At 44.5% G+C, this 22,129-nt stretch carries 24 protein-coding genes; 2 read left to right on the top strand and 22 right to left on the bottom strand.

Going from position 1 to position 22,129, the window contains the following annotated elements; all coding sequences use genetic code 11:
* The first annotated feature begins 7 nt into the window (after positions 1 to 7).
* Complete coding sequence (gene sigK / locus ACTNEW_RS00700; protein ID WP_441056786.1) at positions 8 to 637, top strand: RNA polymerase sporulation sigma factor SigK; 630 nt, start codon at positions 8 to 10, stop codon at positions 635 to 637.
* Between the two features lie 213 nt (positions 638 to 850).
* On the opposite strand, the gene ACTNEW_RS00695 is transcribed toward sigK, so the two are convergent.
* The 9 genes from ACTNEW_RS00695 to mtaB all read right to left on the bottom strand — a co-directional run bounded on the left by ACTNEW_RS00695 (position 851) and on the right by mtaB (position 8,430).
* Complete coding sequence (locus ACTNEW_RS00695; RefSeq protein ID WP_441056785.1) at positions 851 to 2,092, bottom strand: peptidase U32 family protein; 1,242 nt, start codon at positions 2,090 to 2,092, stop codon at positions 851 to 853.
* Positions 2,089 to 2,751 (bottom strand): O-methyltransferase, encoded by a 663-nt coding sequence (locus ACTNEW_RS00690; protein WP_441056783.1) that lies wholly within the window; start codon positions 2,749 to 2,751, stop codon positions 2,089 to 2,091. The genes ACTNEW_RS00695 and ACTNEW_RS00690 overlap by 4 nt, the downstream gene beginning before the upstream one ends.
* On the bottom strand, positions 2,748 to 3,149 hold the full coding sequence (locus ACTNEW_RS00685; protein WP_441056781.1) for an endolytic transglycosylase MltG: 402 nt from the start codon (positions 3,147 to 3,149) through the stop codon (positions 2,748 to 2,750). The genes ACTNEW_RS00690 and ACTNEW_RS00685 overlap by 4 nt, the downstream gene beginning before the upstream one ends.
* 169 nt (positions 3,150 to 3,318) lie before the next feature.
* On the bottom strand, positions 3,319 to 3,657 hold the full coding sequence (locus tag ACTNEW_RS00680) for a YlbF family regulator (protein ID WP_441056779.1): 339 nt from the start codon (positions 3,655 to 3,657) through the stop codon (positions 3,319 to 3,321).
* Between the two features lie 4 nt (positions 3,658 to 3,661).
* Positions 3,662 to 5,434: a ribonuclease J gene (locus ACTNEW_RS00675; RefSeq protein WP_441058076.1), complete on the bottom strand. Its 1,773-nt coding sequence runs from the start codon at positions 5,432 to 5,434 to the stop codon at positions 3,662 to 3,664.
* A 568-nt stretch (positions 5,435 to 6,002) separates the two neighbouring features.
* Positions 6,003 to 6,260, bottom strand: a complete 258-nt coding sequence (locus ACTNEW_RS00670; protein ID WP_441056777.1) for a DUF1292 domain-containing protein — start codon at positions 6,258 to 6,260, stop codon at positions 6,003 to 6,005.
* Entirely contained in the window at positions 6,247 to 6,696 is a 450-nt protein-coding gene (gene ruvX / locus ACTNEW_RS00665) for a Holliday junction resolvase RuvX (RefSeq protein WP_441056775.1), read from the bottom strand. The genes ACTNEW_RS00670 and ruvX overlap by 14 nt, the downstream gene beginning before the upstream one ends.
* Position 6,697: 1 nt before the next feature.
* Complete coding sequence (locus ACTNEW_RS00660; RefSeq protein WP_441056773.1) at positions 6,698 to 6,970, bottom strand: IreB family regulatory phosphoprotein; 273 nt, start codon at positions 6,968 to 6,970, stop codon at positions 6,698 to 6,700.
* Between the two features lie 143 nt (positions 6,971 to 7,113).
* Entirely contained in the window at positions 7,114 to 8,430 is a 1,317-nt protein-coding gene (gene mtaB, locus ACTNEW_RS00655; RefSeq protein ID WP_441056771.1) for a tRNA (N(6)-L-threonylcarbamoyladenosine(37)-C(2))-methylthiotransferase MtaB, read from the bottom strand.
* A 117-nt stretch (positions 8,431 to 8,547) separates the two neighbouring features.
* Here mtaB and ACTNEW_RS00650 point away from each other — a divergent pair, with 117 nt between their 5' ends.
* Positions 8,548 to 8,784, top strand: coding sequence for an HPr family phosphocarrier protein (locus tag ACTNEW_RS00650; RefSeq protein WP_441056769.1), 237 nt, complete (start codon positions 8,548 to 8,550; stop codon positions 8,782 to 8,784).
* A 50-nt stretch (positions 8,785 to 8,834) separates the two neighbouring features.
* Here the strand turns inward: ACTNEW_RS00650 and thiI are convergent, their stop codons facing one another.
* From thiI to ACTNEW_RS00585, 13 genes are all read right to left on the bottom strand, one after another.
* Positions 8,835 to 10,016, bottom strand: a complete 1,182-nt coding sequence (gene thiI, locus ACTNEW_RS00645) for a tRNA uracil 4-sulfurtransferase ThiI (protein WP_441056767.1) — start codon at positions 10,014 to 10,016, stop codon at positions 8,835 to 8,837.
* Positions 10,017 to 10,127: 111 nt separating this feature from the next.
* Complete coding sequence (locus tag ACTNEW_RS00640) at positions 10,128 to 11,282, bottom strand: cysteine desulfurase family protein (protein ID WP_441056765.1); 1,155 nt, start codon at positions 11,280 to 11,282, stop codon at positions 10,128 to 10,130.
* 39 nt (positions 11,283 to 11,321) lie between these two features.
* Entirely contained in the window at positions 11,322 to 12,074 is a 753-nt protein-coding gene (locus ACTNEW_RS00635) for a 16S rRNA (uracil(1498)-N(3))-methyltransferase (RefSeq protein ID WP_441056764.1), read from the bottom strand.
* 3 nt (positions 12,075 to 12,077) lie between these two features.
* Positions 12,078 to 13,031 (bottom strand): 50S ribosomal protein L11 methyltransferase, encoded by a 954-nt coding sequence (prmA, locus tag ACTNEW_RS00630; RefSeq protein ID WP_441056762.1) that lies wholly within the window; start codon positions 13,029 to 13,031, stop codon positions 12,078 to 12,080.
* A gap of 123 nt (positions 13,032 to 13,154) precedes the next feature.
* Positions 13,155 to 14,342, bottom strand: coding sequence for a molecular chaperone DnaJ (dnaJ, locus tag ACTNEW_RS00625; RefSeq protein WP_441056760.1), 1,188 nt, complete (start codon positions 14,340 to 14,342; stop codon positions 13,155 to 13,157).
* A 31-nt stretch (positions 14,343 to 14,373) separates the two neighbouring features.
* The gene (gene dnaK / locus ACTNEW_RS00620; RefSeq protein ID WP_441056758.1) at positions 14,374 to 16,254 is read right to left on the bottom strand and encodes a molecular chaperone DnaK; all 1,881 of its coding nucleotides are present in this window, start codon (positions 16,252 to 16,254) and stop codon (positions 14,374 to 14,376) included.
* Between the two features lie 39 nt (positions 16,255 to 16,293).
* Positions 16,294 to 16,962, bottom strand: coding sequence for a nucleotide exchange factor GrpE (grpE, locus tag ACTNEW_RS00615; RefSeq protein ID WP_441056756.1), 669 nt, complete (start codon positions 16,960 to 16,962; stop codon positions 16,294 to 16,296).
* An 18-nt stretch (positions 16,963 to 16,980) separates the two neighbouring features.
* Entirely contained in the window at positions 16,981 to 18,024 is a 1,044-nt protein-coding gene (gene hrcA, locus ACTNEW_RS00610; RefSeq protein ID WP_441056755.1) for a heat-inducible transcriptional repressor HrcA, read from the bottom strand.
* Positions 18,025 to 18,308: 284 nt separating this feature from the next.
* On the bottom strand, positions 18,309 to 20,102 hold the full coding sequence (uidA, locus tag ACTNEW_RS00605) for a beta-glucuronidase (protein WP_441056753.1): 1,794 nt from the start codon (positions 20,100 to 20,102) through the stop codon (positions 18,309 to 18,311).
* Between the two features lie 215 nt (positions 20,103 to 20,317).
* Positions 20,318 to 20,530, bottom strand: coding sequence for a hypothetical protein (locus ACTNEW_RS00600; RefSeq protein WP_441056751.1), 213 nt, complete (start codon positions 20,528 to 20,530; stop codon positions 20,318 to 20,320).
* The gene (locus ACTNEW_RS00595) at positions 20,478 to 20,675 is read right to left on the bottom strand and encodes a YrrC family ATP-dependent DNA helicase (protein WP_441056749.1); all 198 of its coding nucleotides are present in this window, start codon (positions 20,673 to 20,675) and stop codon (positions 20,478 to 20,480) included. The genes ACTNEW_RS00600 and ACTNEW_RS00595 overlap by 53 nt, the downstream gene beginning before the upstream one ends.
* Entirely contained in the window at positions 20,675 to 21,259 is a 585-nt protein-coding gene (locus tag ACTNEW_RS00590) for a DUF1810 family protein (protein ID WP_441056747.1), read from the bottom strand. The genes ACTNEW_RS00595 and ACTNEW_RS00590 overlap by 1 nt, the downstream gene beginning before the upstream one ends.
* A 41-nt stretch (positions 21,260 to 21,300) precedes the next feature.
* The gene (locus tag ACTNEW_RS00585; RefSeq protein ID WP_441056746.1) at positions 21,301 to 22,125 is read right to left on the bottom strand and encodes a 4Fe-4S binding protein; all 825 of its coding nucleotides are present in this window, start codon (positions 22,123 to 22,125) and stop codon (positions 21,301 to 21,303) included.
* Positions 22,126 to 22,129 lie beyond the last annotated feature (4 nt).

The following is a 22,129-nucleotide window of genomic DNA, read 5'->3' as shown; positions in this document are numbered from 1 at the left end:
TGAAGATTTGAAGGCTTTTTTGAAACCTTTGACATCTGCTGAAGAAAAGTATTATCTTCAACGTTACCAGGGGGGCGATTTAGAAGCAAGGCAAATCCTGATTGAACATAATCTTCGTCTTGTAGCCCATGTTGTCAAGAAATATCAGGGTACAGACGAAGATCTGGACGATTTGATTTCCATCGGCACGATAGGCCTGATCAAAGCCGTTTCCACCTTTGATTCCGACAAAGCCACCAGGCTCTCTACCTATGCGGCACGATGTATTGATAATGAGCTTCTGATGATGCTTCGGTCAAAAAAAAAGCATTCCAGAGAAGTATCCCTCTCTGAACCCATAGGTACCGACAAAGAAGGCAATGAAATCAGCCTTCTGGATATCCTCGAAAGTCCGCCGGTAGATGTGGTAGAGGAATACTCCACCAGAAAAGACATCCAGCTTCTGATGGATTCTCTGGAATCTTCTCTTACGCCAAAAGAGTATCAGGTAATCTGTTTCCGGTACGGACTTTTTGGAAATGAAGAACAGACACAGCGGGAAATTGCAAAAGAACTGCACATCAGCCGCTCCTATGTATCACGTATTGAAAAAAATGCACTGCAGAAACTGCGTGCATTGTTTAAAGAATCCACATAACTGATAAGTAATAAATTCGTATAAAATGTCAGGAGGAAACGGTATTTTACCCTGACTTTTTATATTACAGAAAAATGCTTCCTTCCTGACAGACAATTTCGTCATCTCATCTGTCTGATTCGGAAGGAAGCATTTTTTATTCATCATCTTTATCGATCTTCTTTATTAATCTTCTTTTTTATCAATCTTTTTTATTATTGATCTTCTTTATTATTAATCTTCTTTATCCGTTTTCTCCGCTCTTCTAAGCAGATCATAAACTTCAATTTCCTCTCCCAGATTCACGAACAATTTCTGCTGCGGGTGCGGTGCACTTTCCACAAAATTTCCCTCTTCATCATAAATGGCCCGCACAACAACACTTAAATTGCGTCCGTCCGGCTTCATGATCTCAATGGTCTCTCCCACAGTAAATTTATTTCTCTGAGTGATCTGTACATATCCCCGCTCATCCAGCGCTTCTGCATAACCCAGATATGTGTACTCTTTTACATAGGTGTTATTATCGTATATCTGCGTATTCTGATCCGGCTTGCCATAGAAAAATCCGGTCGTAAACTGACGGTACGTACAGTTGGAGATCTGTTCCCTGTACCAGTCCATATTGGCTCTGTATTTCTCCGGGCTTTCCATATAGTCGTCAATTGCTTTGCGATAAGTCCTCGCCACAGTTGCCACATAAAGAGCAGTCTTCATCCTGCCTTCGATCTTCAAGCTGTCAATCCCGCTTTCCAGAAGATCATCCATATGCTCGATCATGCAGAGATCCTTGGAATTAAAGATATAAGTTCCTCTCTCATTTTCAAAAACCGGCATATATTCTCCCGGTCTTGTCTCTTCCACAATGGAGTATTTCCACCGGCAGGGATGTGTGCAGGCTCCCTGATTGGCATCTCTTCCCACCAGATAATTGCTCAGAAGACATCTTCCGGAATAAGAAATGCACATAGCCCCATGCACAAATGTCTCAATCTCCATATCATCCGGAATATGGGCACGGATCTCCCGGATTTCCTGCAGAGAAAGCTCTCTTGCAGTCACCACTCTCTTCGCTCCCAGCTGATACCAGAAACGATACGTTTCATAATTGGTATTATTGGCCTGGGTACTGATATGGCGCTCAATTTCCGGACAGATTTCTCCGGCATAAGTAAAAATTCCCGGATCTGCGATAATGAGCCCGTCCGGCTTCAGTTCCTTCAGCTCTTTCAGATATTCCCTGACACCTGCGAGATCATAGTTATGTGCCAGAATATTCACAGTCACATAAACCTTCACTCCATGCTCATGGGCAAATGCAATTCCCTCTGCCATATCCTCATGGGAAAAATTCTTTGCCTTTGCACGGAGTCCAAAAGCTTCCCCGCCGATATATACAGCATCTGCCCCAAAGATCACAGCAATCTTTAAAACCTCCAGACTGCTGGCCGGTACTAACAATTCTGGTTTTCTCATAGTCCCTCCTGTTTCTGCTCTGTCCTCACACTCACCGCTGCCCCGTCTCCCAGAGGAAGAATGGTCGTAAGAAGCTCCGGACAGTGCTTCAGTTCATAAAGATATTCCCGCATTCTTTTGTATATGGTACGGTTGCGTCTCTCCACCAGATAGTGAGATTCAATAAGATCTCCCTCCTGCAGTACATTATCGGAAAGAAGAATACTGCCCGGATGCATCAGCCGCATCACATCAGGCAGCCAGTGAATATACTGGCCTTTGGCCGCATCCATAAAAATCAGGTCAAAGGTGCCGTCCAGTTTTTTCAGATATTCTCCGGCATCCCCTTCCAGAAGCGTGATCTGGTCTTCTCTTCCGGCTTTTCGGAAGTTCTCTTTTGCTATCGGAATGCGTTTTTCGTAATTTTCAATTGTCGTGATCTGAAGATCCGGAGAACCATATTCGCACATAAGAAGTGTGGAGAAGCCAACGGCTGTCCCCACCTCCAGAACACGCTTCGGCCTGTGTATTGCCAGAAGCACCTTTATGAAACTCTGCATCTCTCTGCGGATAATCGGAACACGGGATTCCAGCGCACACTGCTCCAGTTCCTCCAGAAACGGGGTATTTCCCATATCCAGTGAATTGATATAGGTACGCATCCTCTCTTCCACTATCACGAGTTATTTCCCTCCTGCTCCGTATCTCCTGCCAGGATCGACATGATTCTGTCAGGGGTATATGCTGTACTCAACAGATATGTACCGGGCCGTAACTGACCGTTGTAGTTGGATAATTTCTCCTGTACCCAGAATACCAGTGCATCTCTGATCAGTCCTTTACGTTCCAGAGTCTTCCCGATATCGTATACCGAAGTATCTTCTTTGATCACAACGGTTACTTCCTGACCTTCTCCAGGACTCATAGCCTGCTGATTAAAGATGTTATATCCAAACTGATAGGTGGATTTTCCGATCCAGAAAATCAGAAATACGACACAGACATACAGTACAATTCTGAAAATCCCCCCTGCTACAGCTACACCGGCTGCTCCTACCCGTTCTTTCGTGTTACCCATAACTTCCTCCCTTTCGGTGTTCTGTCAGTGCAGACGGATCCGCAGACAGGCTAGTACATCGTTTTCGAAATAACTACACCAAATAACTTGCCTATTTCTCCGATTGCACATGATAAAAAGCCTCAGCGTAGGCAAATTCTCCTGCGATGCGGACACCGATCTGTCGTCTTTACAGATTTGGCATGTGCACGTCAATTCCTTCCACCAGTTCTCTGCAGATATTCTGCATCATTTTGCACAGAGCCAGTTCCGCATCCAGAAATGCGTTGACCTCCGGATTACTCCGAAGCTCCGCAGATTCTCTGCAAAGCTGTTCCGCAACATGGAAGAGATTCTCACTTCCTGCCTCATTCTGAAGCTGAAAATTATCTGCACGGAACTGATCCACTCTTTCCAGAAGTTCCGGATTTTTACTCAGAATCTCTTCCTGTTTTTTGTATTCTCTGTACACATCCGTCTTCCTGATCTGTGAAAGAAGTGCTTTGATATTTTTATCCAGTGCTTCCATGCAGTTACGCCTCCATGATGATCGGAAGGATCATCGGACTTCTCTTGGTGCGCTTCCAGAGGAAATCACTCAGAGCATCTTTTACCATCGTCTTGATTCTGCCCCAGTCTGTAATATTCTTGGAAAGGCAGGCATCCAGTGCCTCCTCAACAACTTCTCTGGCCTCATCCATCAGATCTTCTGATTCACGCACATATACGAACCCTCTGGACACAATATCCGGTCCAGCAAGAACTACATTGCTGTGACGTTCCAGTGTCATAACAACGATCATAATTCCATCCTCTGCCAGATGCTGACGGTCTCGAAGTACGATATTGCCTACATCACCAACACCAAGACCGTCTACCAGAATACCTCCTGTATGAACAGTGCCGGTAATTTCCGCACTCTGATCATCCAGTTCCAGAACATTTCCGGAAGACAAAATAAAAATGTTTTCCTTCGGAATTCCAAGATCTTCCACCACGTGCTTCTGTGCTGTCAGATGACGATACTCTCCATGCACAGGAATCGCATATTTCGGACGCACCAGGGAATAGATCAGTTTAATTTCTTCCTGACAGGCATGTCCGGAAACATGAGCATCCTGGAAAATAACCTTGGCCCCTTTCATGGAAAGCTCGTTAATTACCTTGGAAACGGCTTTCTCATTGCCCGGAATCGGATTGGAACTGAAAATAATGGTATCATTCGGTTTGATGGTGATCTTTTTGTGAATATTGGCTGCCATACGGGAAAGAGCCGCCATAGACTCACCCTGGCTTCCTGTTGTGATCAGTACCACCTGTTCATCCGGATAGTTCTTCACCTGATCGATCTCAATCAGCGTATTTTCCGGTATGCGAAGATATCCCAGTTCCGATGCTGTGGAAATAACATTCACCATACTGCGTCCTTCCACTGCAACTTTTCTTCCAAAACGGTATGCGGTATTGATGATCTGCTGCACACGGTCCACATTGGACGCAAATGTAGCAATGATAATACGGGAATTTTTATGTTCATTAAACAGGTTATCAAACACTCTTCCCACCGTGCGTTCTGACATGGTAAATCCCGGACGTTCTGCATTGGTACTGTCACACATCAGGGCCAGTACACCTTTCCTGCCGATTTCCGCAAATCTCTGCAGATCAATGGCATCGCCGAATACCGGTGTATAATCTACCTTAAAGTCTCCGGTATGCACCACAATTCCGGCCGGAGAATAAATAGCCAGCGCAGATGCATCCTGAATACTGTGGTTTGTCTTGATAAATTCAATGGAAAAATCACCAAGATTAATCACCTGTCCATGTTTGACTTCTTTTAACTTCGTTGTGCGCACAAGATTGTGCTCTTTCAGTTTATTGCTGATCAGGGCGAGGGTCAGCTTCGTAGAATAAATCGGAACATTGATATCCTTGAGTACATACGGCAGTGCGCCGATATGGTCCTCGTGACCATGGGTGATCACAAACCCCTTCACCTTGCTGATATTCTCTTTTAAATAAGTGACATCCGGAATGACAAGGTCAATTCCCAGCATGTCATCTTCCGGGAAAGAAAGTCCGCAGTCAACGACTACGATACTGTCTTCATATTCAAATGCGGTAATATTCATTCCGATCTGTTCCAGACCGCCCAGAGGAATGATCTTCAGCTTTGATGCTGTCTTGCGTCCCTTACTGCGGGATGCTGTCTTTACAGATGCCTTAAATGTATTTTTTGAGTTTTTATCAATATATTTATTATCCGTTCGTCTATTATTTTTCGACTGCTGTTTATATCTCATATTCTTCACTGTCTGCCTGCCTGATTCGCCAGCGTTCTGGCTGTCCTTCCTGTTGTAAGTCTCACTGTTGTCGTTCTTCAATCAATTGCACCTCCATGTTATATGCTGTGCAATTCATTCCCTTTACCGGACTCTGAATCCAAAGTTTCCAAATGTCTGAGTATTTCACGTTTCCAGACATTCAAAATTCTATATAACGTTCCCTATGAACGGTTATGCCTAAGCTTTCTGTAATATGGGAAAACTCAAAATACTTTCCCATGCAATATTTTCCGGGCATAAGAAAGAATCCTGCTCTGCAGGATTCTCCGCCTACGGCGGATTGCTTTCGCAATATTCCAGCAATATAATTCCGCTCCGCCGCAGTGCAATCCTGCCCGGAGGGCTGCTCTTTCCTATCCTTCATACGCTCAGCATTATTACGGTTCAGTGTTAATCTGCCCTTTTCAAACAATTTCCGGTCCTGCCGGAGTCTTACTCAAAACTATCCCGATAAACAGAATAAATTGCGTAATCTGCCGGTACATCGTTTTCCATGTACCATTCATTTCTGCGTTTCCATATCGAATCAATATTCAAAATCCACATCTTCCATCATCTGCTCAAAGACCTTGAAAACAGCCTCAAGTTCTCTGTCATCTTCTACCATCTCATAGCAGGCTTCCTTGCTGGTATCTTCCGATACGTCCTTCATGATGTATACAGTTGCTTCGTCTTCCAGAGAATCCGAAACCATAATGTAGGAAATTCCGCCGATTCTCGTCTGTTCTTCCACATAAAATTCTTCAACTGTGCCATCATCCAACTGAAATTTAATTTTCTCCATGCTGTTCTTCCTTATTCATCGCAAGGGAATCCAGATATCCCTGCAAAATAAAAACGGCTGCCAGTTTGTCCATATACTGCTTCCGGTTCTCCCGGCGCACACCGGCCTCCATCAATGTCCGATCGGCTTCCACGGTTGTCAGCCGTTCATCCCACATTACCACAGGCAGACCGGTTCTTCTCTCAAGCATATCCCGGAATTCCAACGCTTTCTCAGCTCTCTCTCCTATGGTATTGTTCATGTTTTTCGGATATCCTACAACGATTTGTTCCGCCTGATAGTCTCTGACAAGCTCTTCAATGCGTGCCAGGGTCTGCCGAAGTTTGTTCTCCTGTTTTCTCCAGATGGTCTCCAGTCCCTGTGCAGTCAGTCCAAGCGGATCACTGACCGCAACTCCAACAGTCCTGGAACCATAATCCAATCCCAGAATACGCATATCAGCGCTCCCAGGATTTATTCTCGATATACTCGTTCAGAAGTTCTTCTACCAGTTCATCTCTCTCGACCTTCATGATCATGCTTCTTGCACCTTTGTGACTGGTAATGTAAGTAGGGTCTCCTGACATAATATATCCCACAATCTGATTCACCGGATTGTAGCCTTTTTCCTCCATAGCGGTATAGACCAGTTCCAGAACTTCCTTGACTTCCAGTTCCTGATCCGGTTTTGTCCTGAAATATTGGGTATTTCCCAGATTAGACTCTGTCATTTCTCTCACGTCCTTATTATTATTTCTAATTTATTTTAATATAATTCCATGTAAAATACAATCAAAACTTACAATTATTGTCTGTCCCGGAATTTTCATGCAGAAATGCCTGAAAATCCCCCGGGGATTCTTCCGATAAACGGTCACCGGATTCCCAGAAGCAGATGATCCTCCAGAAAGCTTTCCGCACGCACCGGAACAATATCGTTGACACCGATTCCATCCTGTTTTTCCACTGCAGCTTTTACATATTCGCAGCTGTGTCCCACATAATAACTCCGTCCGTTAATTTCAATTTCCTCTTCCAGAAGAATCTCCAGTGTTTTGCCCAGCATGGAGGCTTCATATTCCCGGGAATGACGCTCATGCAGTTCCAGCATTTTATCACTTCTCTGTGCTTTTACAGCCTCAGTCAGCTGGCCGTCCATTGCGGCAGCTTTCGTCCCCTGTCGTCTGGAATATTTGAAAATATGTGTTTCATAAAAATGAATCTGATCTACAAATTCATAAGAATGCTGAAACTCTTCTTCTGATTCCATGGGAAATCCCACGATCACATCCGTGGTCAGTGCCGGATTTCTGTAGTATTTCCGAAGAAGCGCACATCGCTTCGCATACTCTGCGGAATCATAACGGCGGTTCATGCGTTTCAGCGTCTCATCACAGCCGCTCTGTAAAGACAGATGAAAATGAGGGCATACCTTCGGCATTGCTGAAATTTCCCGGGCAAACTCTTCTGTTACAATTCCCGGTTCCAGAGACCCGAGACGGATTCTCTGAATTCCTTCCACCTGATGAACGGTACGGATCAGCTCCAGAAGATTGATTTTTCCGTCCTCAAAATCCACACCATAGGAGCTCAGATGGATTCCGGTGAGAACCACTTCCCTGTATCCCCGTTCTGCCAGTGCATGTACTTCCTTCAGAATACTCTCCGGCCGCCGGCTGCGGACACGGCCTCTTGCATAAGGAATAATACAGTAAGTACAGAACTGATTGCATCCGTCCTGCACCTTAATATAAGCACGTACATGTTCCGCCGTATATCCGATGGAAAGTTCCTCGTATTCTTTTGTCTGATTGATTTTGATCACATGGGCGGTCTTCTGATGTTCTGCCTCGTATTCCTCAATGGCTTCCACAATATTCTTTTTTTGATTATTTCCCAGAATCAGGTCTACGGCATCATCTGCATTCAACTTTCCTGTATCAGTCTGCGCATAACATCCCGTGGCAACCACGATCGCATCCGGATTCATTTTTTTTGCTTTGTGAAGCATCTGACGTGATTTTCTGTCAGCAATATTGGTAACCGTACAGGTATTGATCACATAAATATCCGCTCCTGGCTCAAATGGTACGATCTCATACCCTGCCTGTTCCAGAAGCTGCTGCATGGCCTCCACTTCATAAGCATTGACCTTGCATCCCAAATTGTGAAGTGCAACTTTTTTTTTCATGTTGTTCTCCTCGTTTTATATTTACACAAATTTTACGCTTTTCACCTTGACTTTTGGTGAGGGGATGAGTAAGATATAGCTGTAAATACTATACTAACTAATAGGGAGGTTCTAATCATGAAAACAGCTAAAATCTCACTGAACTCCATTGATAAAGTAAAGGCATTCGTAAATGAAATCAGCAAATTCGACTGTGATTTTGATCTGGTATCCGGAAGATATGTGATTGATGCAAAATCTATCATGGGAATTTTCAGCCTGGATTTATCCAAACCCATCGACCTGAATGTTCATGCCGACGGAGCTGCTCTGGAAGAGGTTATGAAAGTTATCAGCCAGTATGTTATCGACTGATTCCTGTGTGACACAGAGGAACTGATTACAGTTCCTCTTTTTTTCTGTCTTTATTCCACCTCAATAATTTCCGTTGTTCTCAGTGCCTCTTCCATCAGTTCATCAATCTTCTCTTCCAGTTTCTGCTCAGACTTGCGAATCACATGCAGATTCGGTTTGGTAACCGGATGTTTCGCTACAAAAATCGTACAACAGTCTTCATATGGAAGAATCGATGTATCAAATGTATCGATTTTTCTGGATATTTCAACAATTTCCTGTTTATCAAACCCGATCACCGGACGATAAACCGGAAGCGTACATACTTCATTTGTCGCAGCAAGGCTCTGAAGTGTCTGACTTGCCACCTGACCGATACTTTCTCCTGTGATCAGACCAAGGCACTTGTCTTTCTGGGCAAAATGCTCTGCAATCCGCATCATATAACGGCGCATAATAATTGTCAGTTCGTCATGCGGGCACTGATCATAAATATAAAGCTGAATATCTGTAAAATTCACGATATGCAGGCGGATTGGTCCGCTGTATCTTGCTACCAGTCTGGCCAGATCTACGACTTTTTGTTTTGCACGCTCACTGGTATATGGCGGAGCATGGAAATAAACAGCTTCAATCTTGACGCCTCGTTTGGCAATCATGTAACCGGCTACCGGACTGTCAATTCCACCGGAAAGCAGAAGCATGGCTTTGCCGTTGGTACCGATCGGCATGCCGCCCGGACCCTGAATAGAATCCGAATATACGTAGATTTTGTCGCGGATTTCTACTGACACGGTAAGCTGCGGTTCATGAACATCCACAGACGCATTCGGAAATTCATCCAGAATCCTTCCGCCGATTTCCGCACTGACTTCCATGGAGGTCATTGGATAGGATTTCTTTGCTCTTCTCGTATACATCTTAAAAGTACCGGCATATTCCGGATAACGCGCATGCATATAGCTTACCACATCTTTTGCCATCTGTTCAAAGCCCTGATCCTCATAAATCACAACCGGACAGATTTCCACAATACCAAAAACCTTCTGAAGTGCTTCCACTGCCTCATCAAAATCATATTCCTCGGGACAGAATACATAGACTCTGCCCTGTTCTTTAGTTACTCTGAACTCTCCTTCCACTTTGGAAAGAGCGATCCGCATCTGTTTTACAAGCGCATCTTCAAACAGGTAACGGTTTTTTCCTTTTATGGCAATTTCCGCATATTTTATCAAAAATGCATGAAAAATCATAATTTTCTCCTTTTCACTGTGTATGAAACACATTTTCTGTAGCTAGTTTTTATATCACAGGAAAATCCAAAGCACTTTCCCATGATATGAAAAACAATCTGTGCACTGTTTTCAGTGACGGGCATATCTGCGGAGCATCGGCAGAACTTCTTTCAGCACTCCCAGACAGTAGTCCACTTCTTCCAGCGTATTTTCCTCAGAAAAACTGAAACGCACAGTGCTCTCTTTCTGTTCCTTTGGAAGGCCCATAGCCGTCAGCGTACCGCTGGCTTTTCGTTTGTGGCTGGAACATGCACTTCCGGCAGACACATAAACCTCCCTGTCCTCCAGTGTATGAAGCAGAACTTCACTGCGGATTCCTGTAAAACTTGCACTCAGAATCTGCGGTGCACCTTCACGAACTGCCATACCATTGATCCGAACATCGTCCATAGATAAAAGTCCCTCTGCCAGATGTTCTTTCAATTGATATAAATGTTCAATATTTTCATCAAAATGCGCATAGATTTCTTTTGCAGCAACACCAAGACCTGCAATTCCCGGAACATTATCGGTTCCGGAACGCATTCCGTTCTGCTGGCCGCCTCCAAGGATCTGCGGCTGTACTTTGGCTTTTTCACTGATATATAGGAAGCCGACGCCTTTTGGTCCGTGAATTTTGTGCGCACTGACCGACATCAGATCAATCCCGAGTTTTCTGGGATAAATACGGTATTTGCCAAAAGCCTGGATGGCATCCACATGAAAAAGAGCTTTCGGGCTTTTTTCGTGAACCAGTTTCCCAATCTGTTCGATGGGCATTACGGAACCCACTTCGTTATTCACATACATCGTGGAAACAAGGATGGTATCCGGGCGCAAGGCTTCCTGAAGTGCATCCAGTTTCACCACTCCGCGTTCATCCACCGGAAGATACGTCACTTCAAATCCCTGCTCTTCCAGATAAGCTGCCGGCTGTCCGACAGCCGCATGTTCCACCGTTGTGGTAATGATATGATTCCCGCTGCGCCTGTTCGCCATTGCACCGCCGATCAGTGCCAGATTATTCGACTCTGTCCCGCCTGAAGTAAACAGGATCTCTTTTTCCGGAACCTTCATTAATCCGGCAAGAATTCTGGCAGATTCTTTTACATAGTTTTCCGCTTCTACGCCTTTTTTGTGCATGGCGGAAGGATTGCCAAAATCCTCTGTCATGGTTTTCACCACAATATCTTTTACAGCCTCATAACATCTGGTTGTGGCTGAATTATCAAAATATGCTTCCATAAATCATACTTCCTTTTCTGTTTTCCTTCTGACGGAATCTTATCCTTCTTTTTCTTCCAGATGAAACATCAGTACAGACAGGATTGCCAGCCCGGCAGTCTCTGTGCGCAAAATCCGATGGCCCAGAGTAATCGACGAAGCACCTGCACAGACTGCAGCTTCCACTTCCGCTTCCTCAAAACCACCTTCTGGTCCGATAAATACTCCAATGGACTGTCCTGGTGCAATTTTATCCAGAAGCGCTCTGGTTTCTTTCATCCCCTTTGCCAGTTCATAAGGGATCAGAAGTACATCCAGTCCTTCGGCATATTTCAATGCTTCTTTGAATGTCATGACGTCATGTACCTGCGGCACCAGCATTCTTTTGGACTGTTTCGCCGCACTTTCGGAAATCTGCTGCCAGCGGGCAACCTTTTTTTCGGATTTTCGAGCATCCAGCCGGACCACACAGCGTCTGGTCTCAACAGGAATAATTTCATGAACACCAAGCTCCACTGCTTTCTGAATGATCAGTTCCATCTTGTCTGATTTCGGAAGACCCTGAAACAGACAGATTTTATTCGGAAGTTCAAAATCCGGTTCCTGTGCATATAAAATATGCAGCAGCACTTCCTCTTCTTCCAGAGCCTCTATGGTACAGTGATATTCTTTATGAGCACCGTCACTAATCCACAGTTCTTCTCCGGTTTTCATCCGGAGCACATTCCGTATATGATTGACATCCGTTCCCGTGATGTGAATCTGATGACCTTCTTCGTCAATCTGATGGGATTCCACAAAAAAACGCTGCATGTCTCAGTCCTTTCTGGCTGTCACAGAAACCCATTCTCCCTGTCTGGTCACTTCTACAAGAGTCAGACCGGCTTTTTTTACTGCGTCAGTCACAACCTCTTCTTTGACATCCAGGATTCCTGAGGTAATGTAATATGCGCCTTTTTTCATCTGGTGAACAATGACCGGTGTCAGAGGGACCAGTACATCTGCCAGGATATTCGCTGCTACAATATCATATTTCTCATATCCGACTTTATCCTGTACTTCCTTATCATCAATGATATTTCCGATCATCATATCAAATGCTTCATCCGGGATCTGGTTGGATTCTTTATTCTCGGAAACAGCAGAAATGGCACAGGGATCCAGATCTGTTCCAACTACATGAGCTGCACCAAGCTTCAGTGCCACAATTCCAAGAATTCCGCTTCCGGTTCCCACATCCAGAAGTTCTGTATCTTTTGTCACATATTTCTTCAGCTGACGGATTACCAGCTGGGTCGTCTCATGCATACCGGTTCCAAACGCAGTACCCGGATCAATGTGAAGGATCATTTTGTCTTTATCTTCTTCCTTCACTTCTTCCCATGACGGAACGATCAGAATATCATCCACATAAAACTGATGGAAGTATTCTTTCCAGTTATTGATCCAGTCTTTGTCTTCCGTCTGAGATTCTTCTATGGTGGCTTCTCCGATATCCATATAGCTTTTCAGTTCATCCAGGGCTGCACGTACATCAGAAAGAATGGCATCCTTATCTGCATCTTCCTCCAGATAAAAATTCAAATATGCAACACCGTCATCTTCCGGTCCTTCCGGCATGATATCTACAAACATCTGCGCTTTATCCTCTTCTGTCAGCGGCTGCTTGTCCTGAATTTCCACACCTTCCACACCAACCTCAGCAAGTGTGCAGATTACCATATCTTCGGCTTCTGTTTTCGTTTTTATTGTAAAGCGATTCCACTTCATACCTATTCTCCTCTATTCTAACACCTTATTCCAGCACGCTATTCTCTATATCATACACGAATCAGCAAAAAAAGAAAAGAGGAATCCTCCTCTTTTCCATAATTTTTATATCTGTTTTTGAATCTATTCTTCAAAAGTTTCTTTTAATTTGTCCATGAAACTCTTTTTCTTCTTTTCGCCCTTATCACCGGAAGTGTTCTGGCTGCCTGAAGATGATGTATTGCCGCAGGCCTCATCAAATTTCCGCAGGGCTTCCTTTGCTTCATTATTCAGATTTGTCGGTACCTGAACGACCAGAGTCACATAGTGATCGCCCCTCACGTTCTTATTGCGAAGAGACGGAACACCTTTGTTCTTCAGACGGATACGGGTATCTGTCTGTGTACCCGGTTTTACTTCATATTCCACATCGCCGTCAACCGTGCTGATCCGTACCTTACCGCCAAGTGCAGCCTGTGCATAGGTAATTGGAGCAGTGGAGAAAATATTCGTATCCTGTCTCTGGAAAATCGGATGGCGTGCTACATTTACTTCTACCAGCAAATCGCCTCTCGGGCCACCGTTCGTTCCAGGTTCGCCTTTTTCACGAATACGGATACTCTGTCCGTTATCAATACCTGCCGGTACAGATACCTGAATCTTCTTTCTGGAAGAAGTATATCCGGTACCACGGCAGACAGTACATTTCTCTTTGATCACCTTACCGGATCCCTGACAGTCCGGACAGGTTTGTACGTTGCGGACCATACCAAACATGGACTGCTGTGTATATACAATCTGGCCTTCCCCATTACATCTCGGACAGGTAATGGGCTGTGTACCCGGCTTTGCACCGGTTCCATGACAGGTGGAACATTCATCCTTCAGCATGATCTCCAGTTCTTTGTCGCATCCAAATACTGCTTCCTCAAACGTAATATTTACACGCGCACGAAGATTGGCACCTTTCATAGGACCGTTGTTTGCACGTCTCCTGCTTCCGCCGCCAAATAAATCGCCAAAAATATCTCCAAAGATGTCGCCCATATCAGCGCCATTGAAATCAAAACCGCCAAAGCCGCCGCCAGCACCGCCACCGCCGTTTTCAAAAGCGGCATGACCAAACTGGTCATACTGTTTTCTCTTATCCGGATCACTTAAGATGGTATATGCTTCTGTTGCTTCTTTGAATTTTGCTTCTGCATCTTTATCACCCGGATTTACATCCGGGTGATATTTTTTGGCTAATTTACGATATGCTTTTTTTAACTCTGCGTCATCGGCGGTTTTGCTCACGCCCAGGACTTCGTAGTAATCTCTCTTATCAGCCATAATTATTCATTCCTATACTCTTCGTTGTTTATCAGACTTCTTTGTAATCAGCATCTACTACATCATCACCGTAGCCTGCTTCATTACCGCCCTGAGAAGCTCCGCCGCCCATGTTCATATCCGGGCCTGCCTGGCCGCCAGCCTGCTGAGCCTGTTCATACATCTTGGAGAACAGTTTCTGTGCGCTTTCCATCATCTTCTCCTGTGCTGCTTTGATGTCAGCAACCTGAGAATCTGTGATTTCTTCTACATTTGTAGTCTGAGCAAGAATGTCTTTCAGTGCATTCAGGTCAGCTTCTACTGCTGCTTTATCATTGGCATCCAGTTTGTCACCAGCTTCTTTCAGTGCATTCTCTACCTGGAATACCATGGAATCTGCATTATTTCTTGTATCAATTGCTTCTTTGCGTTTCTTATCCTGTGCTTCGAATTCAGCAGCTTCTCTTACTGCCTTGTCGATTTCGTCATCGGACATGTTGGAACCTGCAGTAATGGTGATGTGCTGTTCCTTACCTGTTCCAAGATCTTTTGCGGATACGTTTACAATACCGTTGGCATCGATATCAAAAGTAACCTCGATCTGCGGAACACCACGACGTGCTGGCGGGATTCCATCCAGACGGAACTGTCCTAAGGATTTGTTATCTCTTGCAAACTGACGCTCACCCTGTACAACATTGATATCTACAGCTGTCTGATTATCTGCTGCTGTGGAGAAGATCTGGCTCTTCTTGGTCGGGATTGTTGTATTTCTCTCGATCAGTCTGGTTGCGATACCGCCCATGGTCTCAATGGACAGAGAAAGCGGTGTAACATCCAGAAGAAGGATATCGCCTGCGCCTGCATCACCTGCAAGTTTACCGCCCTGTACGGAAGCACCAAGTGCTACACACTCATCCGGGTTCAAAGATTTGCTCGGCTCTTTGCCTGTCAGCTGTCTTACTTTGTCCTGTACAGCCGGGATACGTGTAGAACCGCCTACCAGAAGTACCTGACCAAGTTCAGCTGCTGTAATACCTGCATCAGACAGTGCACGGCGAACCGGCTCTGCTGTCTTTTCTACCAGGTCATGTGTCAGTTCATCGAATTTTGCTCTTGTAAGATTCATATCGAAGTGCTTCGGTCCTTCTGCTGTTGCAGTGATGAACGGAAGGTTGATATTGGTAGTTGTTGCGGAAGAAAGTTCTTTTTTCGCTTTCTCTGCAGCTTCTTTTAATCTCTGAAGAGCCATCTTATCATTGCTCAGATCAACGCCTTCTGCTTTCTTGAATTCAGCAAGCATCCAGTCTGTAATCTTCTGGTCAAAGTCATCACCGCCAAGACGGTTGTTGCCGGCTGTGGAAAGTACTTCGATAACGCCGTCACCGATTTCGATAACGGAAACATCGAATGTACCGCCGCCAAGGTCGTATACCATAATCTTCTGTTCTTTTTCGTTATCAAGACCGTAAGCAAGCGCTGCTGCTGTCGGCTCGTTGATGATACGTTTTACATCAAGACCTGCAATCTTACCTGCATCCTTGGTTGCCTGACGCTGTGCATCATTGAAATACGCCGGAACAGTGATAACTGCTTCTGTAACTTTTTCTCCAAGATATCCTTCTGCATCTTTTTTCAGTTTCTGAAGGATCATTGCGGAAATTTCCTGCGGAGAATATTTCTTGTCATCAATTGTTACACGGTAATCTGTACCCATTTCTCTCTTGATAGAAGAGATTGTCTTTTCTGCGTTGGTAACAGCCTGACGTTTTGCAGGTTCACCTACCAGACGCTCTCCTGTTTTTGTAAATGCCACTACGGACGGTGTTGTTCTTGCACCTTCTGTATTTGCGATAACGGTAGGCTGACCACCTTCCATAACTGCTACACAGCTGTTTGTAGTACCTAAGTCAATACCAATGATTTTTCCCATGATAATTTCCTCCTGTATTTATAAATCTATATAAAATAATTAGTTCGCAACTTTTACCATACTGTGGCGCACAACAAAATCCTTGTATGTGTACCCCTTCTGAAGTTCCTCCACGATGATATTATCACCGACGGATTCATCCTCCACATGCATCACTGCATTATGAAAATTCGGATCAAATTCCTGACCAACTGCTTCGATCGGTTTTACGCCAAGATCATCCAGAGTTGTCAGCAGCTGTTTGTAGATCATTTTCATTCCGTCTGCAAATGCATCTCCCTCAGGAGCCTGTGCAAGACCTCTCTCAAAGTTATCAACAACCGGAAGAATCTTCTCAACGATTTCCTTTGCTCCGATAATATACATGCTTGCTTTTTCCTTTTCGGTACGCTTGCGGAAATTGTCAAATTCTGCCATGCTTCGTTTTAACCGGTCTGTCAGATCTTCAATCTGCTGTTCGAATTTGTCTTTTTCTTTTTTCTTCTTTCCAAAGAAGGATGTTTTGGTTTTTGTCTCCTGTCCGTCTTCGGATGATTCCTGTGCAGTTTCTTCGTTTTCCTCTCCTGCCGGTTCATTCTGCTGAGCATTTTCTGCTGTTTCTTCAGTATTCTGCTCTGCTGTTTCCTCTTCTGCTGCAGATTCTGTATCCGGAGAAGTAAGAATTTCTTCTTCCTGCACTTCAGATGTGTTCTTTGTTTCTTCTGACACTCTTTTTCTACCGCCTTTCTATTCCAGCTTTTTTCTGAATATCTTATCCAACTCGACTTTCAGAGTCTTCAGGTTATCTACGACATTCTCATAATCCATTCGCTTGGGACCGATGATTCCAATGGTTCCGGTCATGCCTTCCCCGAGTTCATAAGTGGCTGTCACAACGCTGCAGTCTTTCATAGTCTTGATCGGAGACTCATTGCCGATATAAACCTGAATTCCGGTATTATCCGTATCTGCAAGCCGTTCCTTCACAAGATCTGCCAGCTGCTGCTTCTCCTCAAAAGTGGAAATCAGCTCGGTAGCCTTGCTCTTATCCGAAAGCTCCGGATATTTGAAAAGGTTCGTAGCGCCTGACGTATATATTTCCATATCTTCTTCATCCACATGTATCGTAGCTGCAACCGCGTCGAGTACGGTGGCTACCACACCGCTGTGTATACCTGCCTGCTCTTTCAGTCTTGCGATCATCCCCAGATTGATATCCTGGATGGGCAGACCATTCAGATTGGTATTTAAAAGAAGATTCAGTTTCAAAATCGTTTCATCATCCATTTCTTCATCCAGATTAATAATCTGATTACGGACGACGTTATTCTCACAAACCACAACTGCTACAAGCTGCAGTTCACTGACTCTGGACAGCTGAATGAATTTCAGGCGGCTGCCGCTGTACTGCGGTACGGAAATCATAGTCGCATAATTGGTATTGGACGCCAACAGCTTCGCAGCCTGCTTCAGGACTTTCTCCATCTTGTCCGTCTTCTCAAGTACCAGCTCACGAAGTTCCGCAACTTCTGATTCCTTTTCTTTCATCAGTTCGTCTACATAAAGACGATAGCCCTTGTCAGAGGGAATCCTGCCTGCCGATGTATGCGGCTGGACAATGTATCCCAGGTCTGTCAGGTCGGACATTTCGTTGCGGATGGTAGCAGAGCTGACATTCAGATCCGTATATTTGGAAATCGTTCTGGAACCAACCGGTTCGCCTGTCTCCATGTATGTCTTAATAATGGCCTTCAGAATTTTTTTCTTACGGTCACTCAGCACTTCTTCCATGTTTCCACTCCTTTCTGCCCGCTTTGTTAGCACTCATTTTGAAGGAGTGCTAACATTTACATTGTTAAGATAGCACCGTTGCTGTGTTTTGTCAATAAAGAAACGAAAATTTTTTTATTTTTTATAGTGGTACATTAGATGATAATGTATATTTACGCAGTATTTTCATATTTAAAGGCTTGGAAATTTTTGCTGCAAAAATTCTGTCCGGGTTGATATGAGATTTCCAAGTACATTCGCCCTGTCGATCATTTTCTGAGGAACTTCTTCCCTGTCCTCCAAATTCAATGCCACCGCTCCTTTAAGTAATAGGCAGCTTCCTTTGGCTGTCTGTCCCTTGTAAAAATTCCTTTTTTATTGCCGTTCATCCGCATGATGCCTTCCGTTGTCTGGAAATCTGCAAAGTTCCAGACAAGCTCACCGGTAATAAAATCATACGAGTCAAAGACCCTGTGGCACATTTCCAGATATTCAATCTGGTATTCCTGGCCCCACATTACAGAAGGAAGCTTATGTTCTGCAGCACAGGTATCCGCGCCATACTCTGTAAATACCACAGGCTTATTGAGATCCAGTGCCTCCCACGCATCCATCTCCCGGTGAAACGCCTCTTCCGCATCTGAAATCTCATAGCCGCCCATCACATACCATCCATAGTACCGATTAAAGGACAGGAAATCACTGAACTGGTAACATTTGCAGGTATCCGGCTGGGAGTTCATGATCATGGCAAAGGTTCTCGGGCGCTTCTGCGGATCCAACTCCCCAGCCCGGTCAAACACCTTCCGGAAATAAGGTACAGCTGCCTCATCTGTCGTCTCCGGCTCATTCATCAGGCTCCAGGCAATGACACAGGCATGATTCTTGTCCCTGCAGATCATGTCCTCAACACACTGCAGATGGTTTTCCAGGAGCCTGGGAATCGTCGCTTCCTGAAAGAATGCTGTCTGTTTTCCCGTACTTGCTTCCGCAAAGTTCGTCTCGCTCTTAAAGAGGCCTACAGCAGCAACCTCATCGATCACCAGAATCCCTTCCCGATCCGCCATCTGATAAATTTCCTCACTGTACGGATAATGAGAGGTACGGAAGCAGTTGGCATTGATCCATTTCATACACTCAAAATCCCGTTTCATGACTCCAATGTTAAAGCCCCGTCCTACAATGTCGCTGTCCTCATGTTTTCCGAAGCCCTTCAGATAAATCTTCTCCCCGTTCAGAAGAATATCTTTTCCTTTTATTTCCACGGTACGGATTCCGATCGGTTCAAAATATTCGTCGATCAGGTTTTCTCCATCCATAATACGTATCACAAAACGATACAGATAACCGTCACCCACATTCCATTTGTGTACTCTCGGAATCAGGAGCTTTCCTTCTTTTCCTGCTGCGGAAGCTACCTTCTGTCTGTCCGCATCATAAACATCCAGGATAACTTTATGCTGTCCTGTTGTTTCCACACAGTACTGAACAATGGCATCCTGCCCCTTAAAGGCATGGACTACAGAAAAATCTTCAATATGTTCTTTGGGATATGCGATCAGTTTCACCGGTCTCTGAAGCCCTGCATAGTTATAAAAATCAAAATATGGCTTGCTCATTTTTTTGCCGTTTCTCAGAACTTTTGTTTCTCCGCAGGGGATGCTGGTTACATTCAGCTCGTTGTTCACCAGAACTACCACCTTATTGTAGGAATTGTAGCGGACAATATCCGTCACCACTGCTGAAAACGGTAAAAATCCGCCTTCATGCACCGTTACTCTGTTTCCATTCACATACACTTCCGCACGATGGGTAGCACAGCCAAACCTGACTGCAACCTCTTTTCCTTCCCACTCTCCAGGCACAAAAAAGTCTGTCTCATACCAGAAATCCCCGGTATATTCCCGGATATCCTTTTCTGTGTAAAAATCCTGAAAACTGGCTGGCACCGGAATCATATCCGGGGCAGGCAGCCCGTACTTCCATCCTTCCTCATGACCGCACTGCTTCTCGTCCAGCTGAAACTTCCACATCCCGTCCATGCTGACCGCCCGGCGAGATTCTGTATCTCTTGGATATAACATCTGACATGTTCTCATAATATTGTTTTCCTTTCTTCTAATGGACATTTATAAAATGCTTTTCATGTTTTATAACTGCTGTATCAGTCCGAACTCCGTAGGAATCACTGATATGACGGTTTTGGTATTTCACGGAATCATCCCATGTCGGTTGCAATAAAAATAGAGAATTCCATGTCCCTTTTTCCGGAATCTTATGGAAATATCCTGTTCAGGATATTCCGCGAAGATATTCACATTTTTAATTCTGCATCCTTGATGCCATCCAGCATATCCTTCCCGGATTTCTCTACGATCCGCTTCGCAAACTTAAGTCCGACACCCCTGATCAAACCGAAATCCAGATATTTTTCAATTCCATAAAACGTTACCGGAAGAGTCTCCTCATATTTCTCAACAGAAAACTGTTTTCCATACTTTACATCCCCTTTCCAGAATCCATCCAAGAACAGAACCCACATGTGTATCCGGCATGGTACCCACAACCGTGACCAGATTGTGATACTTCTTTACGGCACACTTTAATACTGTGCAGCCATTTTCTTCATTCTGGTATGTAATTTTCTCCACCACACAACGCAAGTACTCCATTAATCCAACCTTTCCTGCTTATCATTAAGAATTTCAAGAGTCCTGTCACAAAATCCAATTCTTCCAAAATACTTATCCCGCAAATTCACAAACAGCTTTACTTCTTCTGAATCCGCTCCGTACATTCTAATTGCCGCTTCATAAAAAAGTGTAATACTGCTTCTGACTTTCATACAGTCAACCTGCCACATTACTGACAACAGGTCTGTTGTATTTAATTCCAGCAAAGCTGAAGATATCTCCATCAAACGATCATGAAGGGTCCTGTTTTCTAAATATGCCATTGCGCCTTCAAGTCCAGGCACACCATATTTCTCACAGTAAAAAGATTTACCAAGGCCCTCAATTTGCGGCCATATATACCAGATCCAGTGTTCCTCTTTATTCCCCGCTTTTATTTCTTCCAGCGCTTTTTCATACACAGTTTTTCCAGTTCCATCAAAGTACATATCCTGAGCTTTTATATATTTTTGAAGATCATCTGGTCTGTTGTGATATTTTCCTGTATTTCCATGTTTTACATTTGTGTCCTGCGTAATGCTTTTCTTCCTGTATTCTTCCTGTTTTCCATTCATGTTCTCCATATTATTCTCCCTGCCGCTTAAAAATATTGCTCTTCCCTCTACTACTTTTTAAAATGCAGACACTTCTCCGGGCAGGCTGCAGTGCACTTCCCGCAGCGTATGCATTCCGGCGAAACTGATATTTCCTCCGGAGAAAGATCCATCGGACATGCTTTTTTGCATGCCATACAAGAGCTGCACCTTTCTTTTTCCCAGTGAATCTGTACAAGACTGAAACGGTTGAACCACCCGTAAACGGCTCCCAGCGGACAAAGATACTGGCAGAAAGGCCGATATACTTTCACTGACAATACCAGAATCACCAGTAAAATCCCCAGCTTCCAGAAAAAAAGAAGACCAGCCTGGCTGCGAAGCTGCCCATTCGCCCCAAGGAGCGGCAATGCTCCAAATAAAGTCCCTGATGGACAAAGATACTTACAAAAAGCAGGTATCTTTGCAAATCCACTGAACAAAAACGTGGAACCGACACATACCAGCAGAGCAAGTACCACATATTTCCCATACTTTAAAATATGGTGAAACGGCAGTCTTTTTCTCTTTCTGAAAACAGGAATTTTATGTAACAGATCCTGAACCAGCCCAAAGGGGCACAGCCAGCCGCAGACAAAACGCCCAAGAAGGCTGCCGAACAGAAAAAAGAATCCGATCACTGCAAAAGGCACCCGGAAGCCTTGCTCATTCAAAACAGCCTGCAATGCTCCGATCGGACAGGAACCCACAGCTCCCGGACAGGAATAGCAGTTCAATCCCGGCGCGCAAATATATTTCAAATTTCCCTGATAGATTTTTCCATTTAAAAAGCCGTACAGATACCCATTACTCAAAATGGTATATATGATCTGAACGGCCATTCTTAACCTTTTCATCTTT

Origin of the sequence: Blautia sp. HCP3S3_G3 (assembly GCF_052063365.1) — a bacterium.
Lineage (GTDB): Bacteria > Bacillota > Clostridia > Lachnospirales > Lachnospiraceae > Blautia_A.
This window is presented reverse-complemented; position numbering and strand designations above follow the sequence as displayed.

Coding starts and splice junctions, on each gene's coding strand:
- ACTNEW_RS00695 (WP_441056785.1), bottom strand. CDS start 2,092: ATGAGAAAACCAGAATTGTTAGTACCGGCCAGCAGTCTGGAGGTTTTA.
- ACTNEW_RS00685 (WP_441056781.1), bottom strand. CDS start 3,149: ATGGGTAACACGAAAGAACGGGTAGGAGCAGCCGGTGTAGCTGTAGCA.
- ACTNEW_RS00680 (WP_441056779.1), bottom strand. CDS start 3,657: ATGGAAGCACTGGATAAAAATATCAAAGCACTTCTTTCACAGATCAGG.
- ACTNEW_RS00675 (WP_441058076.1), bottom strand. CDS start 5,434: ATGAGATATAAACAGCAGTCGAAAAATAATAGACGAACGGATAATAAA.
- ACTNEW_RS00670 (WP_441056777.1), bottom strand. CDS start 6,260: ATGGAGAAAATTAAATTTCAGTTGGATGATGGCACAGTTGAAGAATTT.
- ruvX (WP_441056775.1), bottom strand. CDS start 6,696: ATGCGTATTCTGGGATTGGATTATGGTTCCAGGACTGTTGGAGTTGCG.
- ACTNEW_RS00660 (WP_441056773.1), bottom strand. CDS start 6,970: ATGACAGAGTCTAATCTGGGAAATACCCAATATTTCAGGACAAAACCG.
- mtaB (WP_441056771.1), bottom strand. CDS start 8,430: ATGAAAAAAAAAGTTGCACTTCACAATTTGGGATGCAAGGTCAATGCT.
- ACTNEW_RS00650 (WP_441056769.1), top strand. CDS start 8,548: ATGAAAACAGCTAAAATCTCACTGAACTCCATTGATAAAGTAAAGGCA.
- thiI (WP_441056767.1), bottom strand. CDS start 10,016: ATGATTTTTCATGCATTTTTGATAAAATATGCGGAAATTGCCATAAAA.
- ACTNEW_RS00640 (WP_441056765.1), bottom strand. CDS start 11,282: ATGGAAGCATATTTTGATAATTCAGCCACAACCAGATGTTATGAGGCT.
- ACTNEW_RS00635 (WP_441056764.1), bottom strand. CDS start 12,074: ATGCAGCGTTTTTTTGTGGAATCCCATCAGATTGACGAAGAAGGTCAT.
- prmA (WP_441056762.1), bottom strand. CDS start 13,031: ATGAAGTGGAATCGCTTTACAATAAAAACGAAAACAGAAGCCGAAGAT.
- dnaJ (WP_441056760.1), bottom strand. CDS start 14,342: ATGGCTGATAAGAGAGATTACTACGAAGTCCTGGGCGTGAGCAAAACC.
- dnaK (WP_441056758.1), bottom strand. CDS start 16,254: ATGGGAAAAATCATTGGTATTGACTTAGGTACTACAAACAGCTGTGTA.
- hrcA (WP_441056755.1), bottom strand. CDS start 18,024: ATGGAAGAAGTGCTGAGTGACCGTAAGAAAAAAATTCTGAAGGCCATT.
- uidA (WP_441056753.1), bottom strand. CDS start 20,102: ATGAGAACATGTCAGATGTTATATCCAAGAGATACAGAATCTCGCCGG.
- ACTNEW_RS00595 (WP_441056749.1), bottom strand. CDS start 20,675: ATGGAGTACTTGCGTTGTGTGGTGGAGAAAATTACATACCAGAATGAA.
- ACTNEW_RS00590 (WP_441056747.1), bottom strand. CDS start 21,259: ATGGAGAACATGAATGGAAAACAGGAAGAATACAGGAAGAAAAGCATT.
- ACTNEW_RS00585 (WP_441056746.1), bottom strand. CDS start 22,125: ATGAAAAGGTTAAGAATGGCCGTTCAGATCATATATACCATTTTGAGT.